At 39.3% G+C, this 13364-nt stretch carries 17 protein-coding genes; all 17 read left to right on the top strand.

The window, feature by feature from the left end; all coding sequences use genetic code 11:
• The first annotated feature begins 7 nt into the window (after positions 1-7).
• The 17 genes from fliG to fliR all read left to right on the top strand — a co-directional run bounded on the left by fliG (position 8) and on the right by fliR (position 13364).
• The gene (fliG, locus tag JNUCC25_RS21045) at positions 8-1027 is read left to right on the top strand and encodes a flagellar motor switch protein FliG (RefSeq protein WP_025750326.1); all 1020 of its coding nucleotides are present in this window, start codon (positions 8-10) and stop codon (positions 1025-1027) included.
• On the top strand, positions 1020-1808 hold the full coding sequence (gene fliH, locus JNUCC25_RS21040) for a flagellar assembly protein FliH (protein ID WP_064472088.1): 789 nt from the start codon (positions 1020-1022) through the stop codon (positions 1806-1808). The genes fliG and fliH overlap by 8 nt, the downstream gene beginning before the upstream one ends.
• Entirely contained in the window at positions 1783-3096 is a 1314-nt protein-coding gene (fliI, locus tag JNUCC25_RS21035; RefSeq protein WP_029320581.1) for a flagellar protein export ATPase FliI, read from the top strand. The genes fliH and fliI overlap by 26 nt, the downstream gene beginning before the upstream one ends.
• A gap of 2 nt (positions 3097-3098) precedes the next feature.
• Complete coding sequence (fliJ, locus tag JNUCC25_RS21030) at positions 3099-3542, top strand: flagellar export protein FliJ (protein WP_013058874.1); 444 nt, start codon at positions 3099-3101, stop codon at positions 3540-3542.
• Between the two features lie 9 nt (positions 3543-3551).
• Positions 3552-4169 carry a MotE family protein gene (locus tag JNUCC25_RS21025; RefSeq protein ID WP_064472087.1) on the top strand — a complete coding sequence of 206 codons (618 nt, stop codon included), beginning with the start codon at positions 3552-3554 and terminating at the stop codon, positions 4167-4169.
• A gap of 17 nt (positions 4170-4186) precedes the next feature.
• Positions 4187-6454 (top strand): flagellar hook-length control protein FliK, encoded by a 2268-nt coding sequence (locus JNUCC25_RS21020; protein WP_064472086.1) that lies wholly within the window; start codon positions 4187-4189, stop codon positions 6452-6454.
• Between the two features lie 9 nt (positions 6455-6463).
• Positions 6464-6892, top strand: coding sequence for a flagellar hook assembly protein FlgD (gene flgD, locus JNUCC25_RS21015; RefSeq protein WP_029320587.1), 429 nt, complete (start codon positions 6464-6466; stop codon positions 6890-6892).
• 25 nt (positions 6893-6917) lie between these two features.
• The gene (flgG, locus tag JNUCC25_RS21010; RefSeq protein ID WP_064472085.1) at positions 6918-7733 is read left to right on the top strand and encodes a flagellar basal body rod protein FlgG; all 816 of its coding nucleotides are present in this window, start codon (positions 6918-6920) and stop codon (positions 7731-7733) included.
• A gap of 35 nt (positions 7734-7768) precedes the next feature.
• Positions 7769-7978 (top strand): flagellar FlbD family protein, encoded by a 210-nt coding sequence (locus JNUCC25_RS21005; protein WP_025750317.1) that lies wholly within the window; start codon positions 7769-7771, stop codon positions 7976-7978.
• A 3-nt stretch (positions 7979-7981) separates the two neighbouring features.
• The gene (fliL, locus tag JNUCC25_RS21000; protein ID WP_064472084.1) at positions 7982-8413 is read left to right on the top strand and encodes a flagellar basal body-associated protein FliL; all 432 of its coding nucleotides are present in this window, start codon (positions 7982-7984) and stop codon (positions 8411-8413) included.
• Positions 8414-8433: 20 nt separating this feature from the next.
• The gene (fliM, locus tag JNUCC25_RS20995; protein ID WP_053487698.1) at positions 8434-9420 is read left to right on the top strand and encodes a flagellar motor switch protein FliM; all 987 of its coding nucleotides are present in this window, start codon (positions 8434-8436) and stop codon (positions 9418-9420) included.
• Positions 9421-9424: 4 nt separating this feature from the next.
• Positions 9425-10555: a flagellar motor switch phosphatase FliY gene (fliY, locus tag JNUCC25_RS20990; RefSeq protein WP_029320593.1), complete on the top strand. Its 1131-nt coding sequence runs from the start codon at positions 9425-9427 to the stop codon at positions 10553-10555.
• A 21-nt stretch (positions 10556-10576) separates the two neighbouring features.
• Complete coding sequence (locus tag JNUCC25_RS20985; RefSeq protein ID WP_013058865.1) at positions 10577-10939, top strand: response regulator; 363 nt, start codon at positions 10577-10579, stop codon at positions 10937-10939.
• Between the two features lie 63 nt (positions 10940-11002).
• Positions 11003-11644: a flagellar biosynthetic protein FliO gene (locus JNUCC25_RS20980; protein WP_029320595.1), complete on the top strand. Its 642-nt coding sequence runs from the start codon at positions 11003-11005 to the stop codon at positions 11642-11644.
• Positions 11637-12305, top strand: a complete 669-nt coding sequence (gene fliP / locus JNUCC25_RS20975; protein ID WP_013058863.1) for a flagellar type III secretion system pore protein FliP — start codon at positions 11637-11639, stop codon at positions 12303-12305. The genes JNUCC25_RS20980 and fliP overlap by 8 nt, the downstream gene beginning before the upstream one ends.
• A 10-nt stretch (positions 12306-12315) precedes the next feature.
• Positions 12316-12585 (top strand): flagellar biosynthesis protein FliQ, encoded by a 270-nt coding sequence (gene fliQ / locus JNUCC25_RS20970; protein WP_016765390.1) that lies wholly within the window; start codon positions 12316-12318, stop codon positions 12583-12585.
• A 2-nt stretch (positions 12586-12587) separates the two neighbouring features.
• Complete coding sequence (gene fliR, locus JNUCC25_RS20965; protein ID WP_064472082.1) at positions 12588-13364, top strand: flagellar biosynthetic protein FliR; 777 nt, start codon at positions 12588-12590, stop codon at positions 13362-13364.

Here is a 13364-nt window from a genome sequence, read left to right as displayed (position 1 = left end):
AAGGCTAATGGTAAAGGCTATGCAAAAAAATGAGTTAACTGGAAAGCAAAAAGCAGCAATTTTGTTGATTTCTCTCGGTCCGGATGTATCAGCTTCTATCTATAAACATCTCAGTGAAGATGAAATTGAGCAACTAACGCTTGAAATTTCTTCAGTGAGAAAAGTAGAGCCGTCTCTAAAAGAAGCTGTGCTTCATGAGTTTGAACAAATAACGCTTGCTCAAAACTACCTTGAAAAAGGAGGAGTAAGCTATGCGAAACAGGTGTTAGAAAAAGCACTTGGACCAGAGCAGGCTATGATGATTATCAATCGATTAACTTCTTCTTTGCAAGTTCGTCCGTTTGACTTTGCCAGAAAAGCTGATCCTATGCAGCTGTTAAATTTTATTCAGCATGAGCACCCTCAGACGATTGCCCTTATTTTATCTTACTTAGAGCCGCCGCAGGCAGGACAAATCTTATCATCACTGCCTCAGGAAAGGCAAGCGGATATTGCAAGACGGATTGCAACGATGGGAAGTACGTCTCCGGAAGTTATTAATGAAGTGGAGCAAATTTTAGAGAGAAAGCTTTCTGCTACTGTTACCCAAGACTACACCCAAACAGGTGGTTTAGAAGCGGTAGTTGAAGTATTAAATGGAGTAGACCGAGCGACTGAAAAAATTATTATTGATACGCTTGAAATTCAAGATCCGGCATTAGCAGAAGAAATCAAACAGCGAATGTTTGTATTTGAGGATATCGTAACGCTCGATAACCGTTCTATTCAGCGTGTGATAAGAGATGTAGAAAATGATGATTTATTGTTGAGCTTAAAAGTAGCAAGTGAAGAAGTGAAATCTATTATTTTTAAAAATATGTCTAGCCGTATGGTGGAAACGTTTAAAGAAGAAATGGAATTTATGGGTCCTGTGCGTTTGAAAGATGTAGAGGAAGCTCAGTCACGTATCGTTGCTGCAATTAGACGTTTAGAAGATGCTGGTGAAATTGTACTAGCTCGAGGTGGAGGAGACGATATTATTGTCTAATATCATTAAATCAACTTATACGAACAAACTTTCAGACGAAAATGCTAAGCACATTCAAGTCATTCCATTTGGTTTTCCGATACAAGATGAGCCCGCAGAAGAACATCTTCAGCAAGAAAATGCACAGCACGTTATTGAACAAGCGCACAGTGAAGCTGAAATAGTAAAGGCCGAGGCAGACGCTTACCGCAAACAAGCTCAAAACGAAGTTGAACGTTTGAAAAAGCAGTGGGAAGAAGAGAAGGTGCTGCTGTTTCAACAAGAACAAAAGCGAGGCTATGAAGAAGGATACGAAGAAGGGCTGCTTCAAGGAAAACAAGAGTATGAGCATGTATTAGCCATGTCGCGAAACATTGTTGACGAAACAAAGAATCAGTACTACGAATATATAAATCAATCTGAAGAAGTCATCTTTGAATTAGGTTTCGCCCTCGCTGAAACGATTTTAAATGAGCAGCTTCAAAGAGATGAATCATTTTTATCACTTGTTGCAAGGTCTTTAAAAGAAGTTAGAGAACATAAAGAAATCCAGCTTTTTGTTTCTCCGAAAAAATATGCATATGTATGTGAACATAAACGAGAACTGTTCGATTTATTAAACGGAGAAACCGGGCTATTTATTTATGCAGATGAAAATCTTCAGGAAATGGATTGTGTCATCGATTCCTCTTATGGCCGTCTTGTTGCTTCTTTTGATAGTCAGTTAACAGAAATGAAGAAAAAATTAAAAGAACGTTTGTTAGAGGAGAGTAAACATGAAAGTCGCACAACTCATTCATGAAATCCCGCGCACATCTTCTTTTAAACGGTACGGGAAAGTTAGCCGAGTAGTAGGAATGATGATTGAATCTAGAGGACCTAGAACGTCAATAGGAGATGTTTGCTTTATTCATCTTAGTGAACGAGGAGATAAAATTCGTGCGGAAGTTGTTGGTTTTAACGGTGAGCACGTCATTTTAATGCCTTATACGTCTGTTCGATATATCGGACCTGGCTGCCTAGTGGAAACGACAGAAAAACCTCTGCAGGTAAGCGTGGGAAAAGAGTTAATAGGTCAAGTGCTTGATTCGTTAGGGAACCCTTTAGACGGGTCTGAACTTTCTCATTATTTGCCGTTTGTTTTAACTGATCAAGACCCCCCTAATCCCTTAGAGCGGCCGCCTATTGAACAGCCGATTGAAGTAGGGGTACGAACGATTGATAGTTTGCTAACAGTAGGTCAAGGGCAGCGCATAGGTATTTTTGCAGGAAGCGGTGTTGGAAAAAGTACGCTGCTCGGGATGATTGCACGCAATACAAAAGCAGATATCAATGTCATTGCCCTTGTAGGCGAGCGAGGAAGAGAAGTTAGAGAGTTTATTGAGCGAGATCTTGGAGAGGAAGGGTTAAAGCGCTCCGTTGTAGTAGTTGCTACCTCGGATCAGCCTGCTCTACTTCGAATGAAAGCAGCATATACAGCTACTTCTATTGCTGAATACTTTCGAGATGAGGGGCTGAGCGTCATGATGATGATGGATTCTGTTACTCGTGTAGCAATGGCTCAGAGAGAAATTGGATTAGCCGTAGGTGAACCTCCAACTACCAAAGGTTATACACCATCTGTTTTTGCTAGCTTGCCAAGGCTGCTTGAACGTACGGGAACTAATCAACATGGATCTATTACTGCTTTTTACACTGTATTAGTAGACGGTGATGATATGAACGAACCTATTTCGGATACGGTGCGAGGCATTATAGACGGACATATTGTACTAGACCGGGAGCTGGCCAATAAAGGTCAATATCCGGCCATCAATGTCTTAAAAAGCGTTAGTCGGGTGATGAACCATATCGTAAGTGAACGGCATAAAGAAGCAGCTGAAAAACTGCGTTCATTAATGGCTACCTATGTTAATTCTGAAGACTTAATTAACATAGGTGCCTACAAAAGAGGATCTTCTGCTTACATTGATGAGGCCATCCACTATCACCCTGTCATTGATGCATTTTTAAAGCAAAAAACGAACGAACATCCATCATTTGAAACAAGTGTAACAAAGCTCTGTGAACTGTTTGTGAAAGGTGAGTAAATATGGCATATGAATTTAGGTTATCTAAAATAATGGCAATCAAGTCAAATGAAAAAGATGAACTGCTATCTCAATATAATCAATCCTTACAGCAGTTTGAAACAGCGGGTGAAAAGCTTTATAAAAAGTTAAAAGAAAAAGAAACGCTGATTGAACAGCATACGGGCAAAATGAAGCAAGGGCTTTCTATTTTAGAAATTACGTCATTTCAGCAGTTTTTAACAAGTGCCGAACGAGTGATTGAGAGGCTGCAACAAGAGGTCATGTTTGCAAGACAGCAAATGAACTTAAAAAAACTGAAGCTAGAAGAAAAGAACATAGAAGTAAAGAAGTATGAAAAGTTAAAAAAGAGAGACTACGATTCTTATATAACCGCGGAAAAACAGTTAGAAGCGAAGCAAATGGATGAGCTGTCGCTACAGCAGTATATGCTGCATAGGAATTAGGTGGACAACATGGCTAATCAAAAAGAGTTAAGAGAAGAGTACGAAGAAGAAAAGTCTTACAGTAAAAGCCAAGTGTTTTTATTTTTAATCTTTATTCCAGCGGTGTTCCTCATCTTGGCGGCTTATATTGTTCTGACGCTTTTAGGCGTTAATGTAAATGATAAAGTTTCAGGTATTACACACGCCATTCCGCTTGTATCAAGTGAACAGTCGCAAAAAAATGAAAATATTCAAGAAAGCAATGAAGAAATACAAAAGCAGGTTGATAGCCTTCAAAAGAAGCTGAGCACGAAAGAAAAGCAAATCGCAGCTTATGAGAAAACGATCACTACAAAAGATCGTCAAATGGATGAACTAAAAATTGAAATGCGCGATATGGAAGAAAAAGCCGATGATGAAGCGGAAAAACAAAAGAACAATCAGCTGGCAAAAAAAGATGTAATTGCTACCTATGAAAACATGTCTCCTAAAAATGCAGCACTTATCTTTGCCGAATTAAAAGAAGACAAAGCGGTCGCGATGCTTAAGCAGTTCAAAGCGAGTACAAGAACGGCAATCTTAGAAAAAATGGATCCAAAAGTAGCTGCACGCTATACGACATTGTTAACAGATCAGATTGAGGAATAAAAGCAGAGGTGAAAACAGTGGAAATTTCACTACGTCCAGCAGCTGCATCAAAGTTAAACTGTGATGAAAAAGCAGCTGCTAGTCAGACTCAGGGTTTTTTTGAAGAAATCGTTCAGCAGCTTCAGCAGTTAGATACGCAGCCTTCAGCATCCGAGGAGAAATCATCAGATGAAACAGCGGTAGATCAAAACCTCTTGCAGGCGGTTGGGTTAATTGCGATTCAGTTAAGTGAAGCAGAAGATAAAGAAATGGAACCGGCTGTCTTATACGAACATCTAACCGAAATGATTAATAGGATTCCAAGTAGTCCAGATTTGGAACAGCCGCTTCTAAAGCTGCAGCACGTGCTAACAGACATGCAGCGGGCACCTGTTTCACCTGAAACAGACAGTCAAGAACAGTATTTAACTTCTATTTCTACCTTGCTGGAACTATGTAAAAATACGTCAGCTGTTTTTCAAACAGAGTTTGCTCAGCTGATGGAAGAACTACAAAAACCGCAGCTGCAGTCAGTGAAGCTTTCGGATTCGCAGCTTGAGGGTTTGCGGAAAACTGCTGCTGAAAAAATAGAGAAAATTCATAAACAACCACGTGTATTAACCGATACCTTACATGAAAAGCGCTCAGCTGATTTCTTCGCCGTTGTTCAAGCAGCCCCAAAAAGTTCTGTAAGAGATATGACCGCTTTTCATAAAGAGGAAAAAGTGCCGCTTTTGAATCAGCTTCCATGGAAAAAAGATGTGATTTTACGTAACGAAAGTATGGATAGAGATAGTTCAAAAAAGGATAGTGAAATTTCTTTCACTGCTAACACGGCCGGGGCGACGTTAGAAAATACTCCATCATCTTTTAAATCTAAAGAAGCACCTAAGGTCCAAGAGTTTTCTATTGATCTAGGGCAAGTGAAATCTGATCATCAACAGTCTGACAATCTTTTAAATGAGCTGCAAAAAATATGGAGTAAAGCTTCGCTCAGTGCTGAAAAGGGAAGATCCAAGCTTTTCATTGCGTTATTTCCAAAACAGCTAGGTACGATTTCAATTGAAGTGCTTCAGCAAGAAAATGAAACGATTGCGCAAGTGGTTGTATCGTCAGCGAAAACAAAAGAGCTATTAGACGCTAACCTTTCGACTTTACGGCAAGTTCTGACTCCTCAGCATGTATCCGTTGATCAAGTCGATGTGGCCGCTGTTCAAGCAGCTCCAGAAACTTCTGTAAAAGATATGAACGCTTTTGGTAAACAAGAAAAAGTGCCGCAGTTTTCTATTGATTTAAGGCAAGCAACATCTGAGTATCAACAGTCTAGAGATCTGGTAAACGAATTGGAAAATATATGGAGTAAAGCTTCAATCAGTACTGAAGAGGGAGCATCCAAGCTTTCCATTAAGTTAGTTCCAAAGCAGCTAGGTACGATTTCAATTGAAGTGCTTCAACAAGATTATAAAACGATTGCGCAAGTAGTTGTATCGTCAGCGAAAACAAAAGAGCTGTTAGACGCCAACCTTTTCAGATTACGGCAAGCTCTCACATCTCAGCATGTATCCGTTGATGTTGATAAAGTTGGTGTGGACGCTGTTCATACCGCTTCAGAAAGTTCTGTGAGAAATACGAACGCTTTTCGTAAAGAAGAAAAAGTACCGTTTTTCAATCAGCTTCCATGGAAAAAAGATGTGGTATTACACAGCGAAAGTATAGATACAAATAGCTCTTTAAAAAATAGCGAAAGTTCTGCAGGTACAAACACAACCGGAGCGACAGTAGAGAATCAGTCATCATCCTTTGGAACTGGAGAAATGCCTAAGCTTCAGCAGTTCTCTATTTATCTAGGGCAAGCAAAATCTGACTATCAACAGTCTAGCAATTTGGTAAACGAGCTGGAAAAAATATGGAGTAAAGCTTCGTTCAGTACTGAAGAGGGAACATCCAAGCTTTTCATTAAGTTATTTCCAAAACAGCTAGGTGCGATTTCAATTGAAATGCTTCAGAAAGACAGTGAAACGGTTGCACGAATTGTCGTATCGTCAGCAAAAACAAAAGAGTTATTGGACTCCAACCTTTCAACTTTGCGGCACGGTCTCGCGTCTCAGCATGTATCAATTGATAAAATCGATGTGCTACTGTCAGAACAAGCGATGTCGTATAACAATGAAAATGATCAGCAAAAAGAAAGACAGGAAAAAGAAGCGTTTAAAAAAGAAGAAGAAGATCAAGAGTCACAACAATTGGAAGAATCGGCTTCCTTTCTATCTTCTTTTGAAGCAGCGCTCATTAACTACAACGTATAGGTGATAACAATGACAAATGAAATTACGTCTGACTTGTATTTAAGCAATAGGGAGGCACAAGTGAAGCAAACGGGAAACAGCTCGCTTGGCAAAGATGACTTTTTAAAGCTTTTGATTGCTCAGCTTCAAAATCAAGATCCAATGAATCCAATGCAAGACAAAGACTTTATTGCTCAAATGGCTCAGTTTTCATCTCTTGAACAAATGACAAATATGAGCACATCGCTCAATACGTTTTTAACGCAGTCTCAGGCTTCCCCTATTTTAAAAGGAAGCGAATTAATTGGTAAAACCGCTGCATGGTTAGATGAAGAAGGAAATAAAAAGCAAGGAGTCATTTCGACAGCATCTGTCAAAAACAATGAGGTATCGTTTAGGATCAATGATGAAAATCATACGGTACTTTCGCTAAACGAGATCTTAGAAGTAAGCAGTTAACCAACCAAATTTAAGGAGTGATTTTATGTTACGTTCGATGTATTCAGGAATCAGCGGCATGAAAAATTTTCAAACCAAATTAGATGTCCTAGGAAATAACATTGCCAACGTTAATACATACGGCTATAAAAAAGGACGTACAACGTTTCAAGATTTAGTGAGTCAGCAGGTAGCAGGAGCAACAGGGCCGGCTGGGAACCGTGGAGGTGTTAATGCTAAACAAGTCGGATTAGGTTCGCAAATTGGCACAATTGATACAGTTCAAACATCAGGAAGCATTCAGTCAACGGGACGTCCGCTAGATTTAGCTATTTCTGGTGACGGCTATTTTGTTGTAAATGATGGAACATCAGACTATTACACAAGAGCGGGGAACTTCTATTTAGATAAAGATGGTTACCTTGTGACAGGTGATGGGTTGTTTGTGAAATCTACTAGTACTAATGACAATGGAAGAATTAAAATTGATCCAACTACAGCTAAAAGCTACAGCATTGGGGCAAATGGGACCGTTAATATTGTTGGTCTAAACGGAACTATGCTTCCGAATCCTCAGACTATCAAGCTTGCAAAATTCGCTAATAATGAAGGGCTTCAAAAAGCAGGAGGAAATTTGTTCGCTAATACTCCAAATGCTGGTCTGGTTACAACTCCTGCAAACATTACTCCTGGAAACAGCGGTACGGGAACTTTAATTTCAAGCGCCCTTGAAATGTCCAACGTTGATTTATCGGAAGAATTCACGGACATGATTGTTGCACAGCGCGGATTTCAAGCGAACACAAGAATTATTACAACATCCGATGAAATACTGCAAGAGCTAGTGAATCTAAAACGATAGGCGGGAGGAAGGAGTAAGTATTACTCCGGTTGATTATGATCACTTTAACAAGGCTAAACGGCAAAACGTTTACGTTAAATGCTCTTTACATCGAGCAGGTTGAGGCATTTCCCGATACGACCATTACGCTAACGAATAACAAAAAGCTAGTGGTAAAGGATTCAGTTGAAGAAGTGAATGAGAAAGTGACGAGCTATTATCAGCGAATTAACGTATTAGGGCTGCAGCAAACGACGGAGGAATAAAGTGTGTTTAAAAATAAGCTAATTAGTAAGATGATTATTATCCTGCTTTCTCTTACTTTAATAGGAAGCATTGCGGTTATTGTGACGTTAAAGTACACGGAGCAGGCAGGTACTGAAAAAGGTCCATCTATCGACGATGTGATTAAAGCTTCTGTAGATGTAACGGATATCAAAACCAATTTAAAAAGCAATAATTACATCAGCATCTCTTTTAAAATTCAAATGGATAGCAAAAAAGCAGCGGGAGAGCTTCAAAAAAGAGACTTTCAAGTAAGAGACATCATTATCAAACGGCTCTCAGATATGAGTGCTCAAGATTTTGAAGGAACACAAGGGCTCAGCACGTTAGAAACAGATATTGCAAAACAAATTGATCAATTAATGGAAAACGGACATGTTGTTAAAATTTATACAACGTCTAAAGTGTTGCAGTAAAGAAAAAGGGAGGGAAGCTAGTGGCAGGGGATGTATTATCACAAAATGAAATTGATGCCCTATTATCCGCGTTATCAACCGGAGAGATGGATGCGGATGAGCTAAAAAAGGAAAATAAAAAACAGCGTATTCGTACATATGATTTTAAACGCGCCCTGCGTTTTTCAAAAGATCAGATTCGCAGTTTGACGCGAATTCATGAAAATTATGCGCGCATGCTCATCAACGTCTTTTCGGCGCAGCTTCGTAACGTTGTACAAGTGTCCGTTGTATCCGTGGATCAAATTCCGTATGAGGAGTTCATTCGCTCTGTTCCGAAAGTAACCATCTTAAATGTGATAGCTGTCCCTCCTTTAGAAGGGCATATCATTATGGAAGTCAATCCGAACATTGCCTATGCGATGCTTGACCGCTTGCTCGGGGGACAAGGCGAGAGCGGTGGGGAAATTAGTAACTTAACGGAAATTGAAACGAGCTTGGTTCGAAACTTGTTAGAGAAAACGTTAGATAGTATGAGAGAAGCTTGGAGTTCTATTGCGGAAATTGAGCCTGAAACATCAGAGTTTGAAGTGAATCCTCAGTTTTTGCAGGTGATTTCACCAAATGAAATTGTCATCGTCATTTCATTAAACGTACAAATTGGAGATGAAACGGGCATGATCAATCTATGTATTCCGCACGTGACGCTTGAGCCGATCGTGTCCAAACTGTCCGTTCATTACTGGATGCAATCTTCGAAAAAAGAACCTAATGTACAAGAGGTTGAACAGCTAAAGGAACAAATCAATGATGCGGAATTGCAGGTTGTAGCCGAGCTAGGAACAGCGGATATTTCAATTGAAGATTTCCTAGCATTAGATGCAGGAGATGTTATTCGACTGCAAACAAGCGTTCATAATCCGTTAACTATTTACGTCGGAGAACAACCTAAATTTATTGCACAGCCTGGAAAAGTCAGTCGAAAAGTTGCTGTGCAAATTCTAGATGATGTTAAGAGGAGGAACTAAAAGAATGAACGATGACATGCTTTCGCAAGATGAAATTGATGCATTGTTAAAAGGAACTTCTTCACTTGACGAGTTCTCAGAGCCGAATAAGTCAAGTCAAGTAGACGATTACTTTACGGAAATGGAAAAAGATGCGCTTGGCGAAATTGGAAATATTTCGTTTGGCAGTTCAGCAACAGCGCTATCGGCTTTATTGAATCAAAAAGTCGATATTACCACACCGTTTGTATCGCTCGTATATAAAGAAGAGCTGACGGATGAATTTCCAAATCCTCATGTCGCTGTGCAAGTTCAGTATACAGAAGGCTTTTCTGGTACGAATTTGTTAGTTATTAAACATGAAGATGCAGCTGTTATTTCAGATTTGATGCTTGGTGGAACGGGAGAGAATCCGACGGAAATCATGGATGAAATTAAGCTGAGTGCAGTGCAGGAAGCGATGAATCAAATGATGGGTTCTGCAGCGACGTCTATGTCTACGGTATTTCAAAAGAAAATTGATATCTCTCCGCCGAGCTTAGATATTTTAAATATTCAAAAAGGGAAAGGCACAGAGCTGATTCCCCAAGATGACGTCTTTGTAAAGGTCTCTTTTAATTTGAAGGTAGGCACATTAATTGATTCGAATATTATGCAGCTTTTATCGATATCTTTTGCCAAAAGCTTGGTGGAAGAGCTCTTAGTTCCAAGCGCAGAAGATACGGCAGCTTCTATTGAAAAAGAATCAGATCTTAACGAAAAGCAAACAGAACCGCCGGCAGCTGAATACATACAGCATGAAGAAACGCAGCAGGCAGAACCTGGTCATGTATCAGTTGATGTTCAGCCCGCATCGTTTTCAGAGTTCGAGCACGTGTCTTCTCCTCAAGGGGATTCACGAAATTTAGACATGCTGCTTGATATACCGCTTCAAGTTACCGTGGAGCTTGGAAGAACTAAGCGAACGGTTCAAGAGATTTTAGCATTATCTTCTGGTGCAATCATTGAACTTGATAAACTAGCAGGCGAACCAGTAGATATCTTGATTAATAGCAAATTAATTGCAAAAGGTGAAGTGGTCGTCATTGACGAGAATTTTGGCGTTCGCGTAACCGATATTATTAGTCAAAAAGACCGTATTAACAAACTAAAGTAATGATTTTTAGGAGGAGTAGAGATGGGAAACCGAATTTTAATTGTAGATGATGCTGCATTCATGCGCATGATGATCAAAGATATTTTAACGAAAAATGGATATGAAGTAGTAGCAGAAGCGGCAGATGGCCAGCAGGCTGTGGAGTTATTTAAAGAGCATGCACCAGATCTTGTCACAATGGATATTACAATGCCTGAAATGGATGGAATTACGGCCTTAAAAGAAATTAAAACCATAAAAAGTGATGCTAAGGTGATTATGTGTTCAGCCATGGGCCAGCAGGCAATGGTGATTGATGCCATTCAAGCAGGGGCAAAAGATTTTATCGTTAAGCCTTTTCAAGCAGATCGTGTATTAGAGGCAATTTCAAAAGCAATTGGATAAACAACAGATTGGCGGGGCTTTCCCGCTAATCTTACACTATGTTGAAGTAAGAGGTGGCAGACAATGCTGCGAAAGTTCGTAATTGCTGCGCTGTTAATAAGCGTATTAGCAGGATCAAATCAAATCGTCTATGCAGAAAGTGGATCTGCATCGGTAAAAGAATGTTTGGAAAAAACGGAGAAGTGTTCAGAGAGTGGGAGTACTGATTCAAAAGAAAAAACTGAACTCCAGGGGACACCTACGCTTTCAGCTGGAGATATCGTGAAGATGATATTCGCGTTTTTACTTGTAATTGGGCTGCTTTTTGTGCTCTTGAAATTTGTCAATAAAAAAGGAAGGCTGCTGCAAAAAAATAAAGTAGTACAAAACTTGGGCGGTACAAATGTTGGAAGCAGCAAATCTGTACAAGTAGTTAAAGTTGGAAATCAGCTTTTTATCATTGGAGTCGGTGAAAATGTGCAGCTTCTTTCAGAAATTACAGGGCAAGAGAAACAGCAGCTGCTTACGCAGTATGAGGAACAACAGAAAAACGAGAGCGAATATAAAGTCGTACTACCGTCTTTTTTAGAAAAATTGACTTCTAAAAAAGAAGAGAAATCTAGTCATTCTTTTCAACAGCTTTTTCAGAGAGAAATGAATGAAATGAAAATAAAAAGGCAAAACGTACTAAAAGAGTTAGAAAGGAACAAAAAGAACGATGAATGAAGTGATGAACCTCTTTAACTCGAGCAGTCCTACAAATATTTCCACGTCTGTTCAGCTCTTGTTGCTGCTGACGGTGTTTTCGGTTGCTCCTGGAATTTTAATTATGATGACCTGCTTTACACGCATTGTCATTGTGCTGTCATTTGTACGTACATCGCTCGGGACACAGCAAATGCCTCCTAATCAAATATTAGTTGGTTTATCGCTGTTTTTAACGTTTTTTATTATGGCACCCACTTTTTCTCAGGTGAATGAACAGGCGCTTCAGCCGCTTTTAAAAGAAAAAATCACGCTGAATCAAGCCTATGAAAAAGCAGCTGAACCGATGAAAGAATTTATGAGTGCTCATACAAGACAAAAAGATTTAGCTCTTTTTTTAGAATATGCGGATATAGATAGACCATCCTCTGTTCAGGATATTCCTTTAACAGCGCTCGTCCCAGCCTATGCGATCAGTGAGCTAAAGACAGCATTTCAAATTGGATTTATGATTTTTATTCCTTTTCTCATTATCGATATGATTATAGCAAGCGTGCTGATGTCTATGGGAATGATGATGCTTCCTCCCGTTATGATTTCGCTCCCTTTTAAAATTTTACTATTTGTACTGGTTGACGGCTGGAATTTAGTTGTTAAATCATTATTAATAAGTTTTCAATAGGTGATAGACAATGAATGGAGAATTTGTCATTTCGTTAGCAGAAAAAGGCGTGTATACGATCTTAATTGTATCTGGCCCTTTATTGCTGCTGGCCCTTGTAGTTGGGCTCATTATTAGTATTTTTCAAGCAACTACCCAAATTCAAGAGCAAACTCTTGCTTTTGTTCCTAAGATTGTAGCGGTCTTAGTAGGAATTGTATTTTTTGGTCCGTGGATGTTATCAAAAATGATTTCATTTACATATGAAATTTTTTCAAATCTGTATCGGTACGTAGGATAGCTATGAGTCAGTTGATCTTATCCTATCCCGCGTTTTTACTAGTGCTAGTGCGGGTAACGTCTTTTTTTATCACGGTTCCGCTATTTTCATACAAAACGATTCCCGCAGTTCATAAGGTAGGTTTGTCTGCCTCGCTATCCGTCATTATTGCGACAACGATTGATTTACCCGTCGTTTCGTTAGATGCACAGTTTGTACTTTTAGTAGTAAAAGAATGTGCTGTTGGGTTGTTTATTGGTTTGACTGCGTATGTATTTATTATGGCTATTCAAATTGCCGGAGGTCTCATCGATTTTCAAATTGGGTTTGCGATTGCCAACGTAATAGATCCGCAGACAGGGGCGCAAAGTCCGATACTAGGTCAATATTTATATATATTTGCTCTCCTATTTTTATTATCGACCAATGGACATCATTTATTAATAGACGGCATCTATAATAGTTATTTAATTATTCCGTTAGACAAAACAGCCTTCCCTGTGGGAAGCCAAGCATTTGCTACACACATCATAACTGTTTTTTCATCGATGTTTTTAGTAGCTGTTCAAATGTCTTTACCTTTGGTAGGTTCATTATTTTTAGTAGATATCGCGCTTGGAATTGTCGCAAGAACCGTTCCGCAGTTAAATATTTTTGTAGTGGGATTTCCGGTAAAAATTATTGTTGCCTTTATTTTGCTGATTGTCGTGATGGGGAGCATGTTTTATATGATGCAAATCATATTTGAACAAATGATAGAAGCGATGCACGCGATGATCCGCATATTAGGAGGAGTGTAG

The organism is Priestia sp. JNUCC 25 (assembly GCF_053667915.1).
This window is presented reverse-complemented; position numbering and strand designations above follow the sequence as displayed.

What these genes read in the sequence shown, in the direction of transcription:
- flgD (WP_029320587.1), top strand. Translation starts at nt 6,464, where the DNA reads ATGACAAATGAAATTACGTCTGACTTGTATTTAAGCAATAGGGAGGCA.
- fliR (WP_064472082.1), top strand. Translation starts at nt 12,588, where the DNA reads ATGAGTCAGTTGATCTTATCCTATCCCGCGTTTTTACTAGTGCTAGTG.
- fliQ (WP_016765390.1), top strand. Translation starts at nt 12,316, where the DNA reads ATGAATGGAGAATTTGTCATTTCGTTAGCAGAAAAAGGCGTGTATACG.
- JNUCC25_RS21005 (WP_025750317.1), top strand. Translation starts at nt 7,769, where the DNA reads ATGATCACTTTAACAAGGCTAAACGGCAAAACGTTTACGTTAAATGCT.
- fliI (WP_029320581.1), top strand. Translation starts at nt 1,783, where the DNA reads ATGAAAGTCGCACAACTCATTCATGAAATCCCGCGCACATCTTCTTTT.
- flgG (WP_064472085.1), top strand. Translation starts at nt 6,918, where the DNA reads ATGTTACGTTCGATGTATTCAGGAATCAGCGGCATGAAAAATTTTCAA.
- fliY (WP_029320593.1), top strand. Translation starts at nt 9,425, where the DNA reads ATGAACGATGACATGCTTTCGCAAGATGAAATTGATGCATTGTTAAAA.
- JNUCC25_RS21025 (WP_064472087.1), top strand. Translation starts at nt 3,552, where the DNA reads ATGGCTAATCAAAAAGAGTTAAGAGAAGAGTACGAAGAAGAAAAGTCT.
- fliG (WP_025750326.1), top strand. Translation starts at nt 8, where the DNA reads ATGGTAAAGGCTATGCAAAAAAATGAGTTAACTGGAAAGCAAAAAGCA.
- JNUCC25_RS20985 (WP_013058865.1), top strand. Translation starts at nt 10,577, where the DNA reads ATGGGAAACCGAATTTTAATTGTAGATGATGCTGCATTCATGCGCATG.
- fliP (WP_013058863.1), top strand. Translation starts at nt 11,637, where the DNA reads ATGAATGAAGTGATGAACCTCTTTAACTCGAGCAGTCCTACAAATATT.
- fliJ (WP_013058874.1), top strand. Translation starts at nt 3,099, where the DNA reads ATGGCATATGAATTTAGGTTATCTAAAATAATGGCAATCAAGTCAAAT.
- JNUCC25_RS20980 (WP_029320595.1), top strand. Translation starts at nt 11,003, where the DNA reads ATGCTGCGAAAGTTCGTAATTGCTGCGCTGTTAATAAGCGTATTAGCA.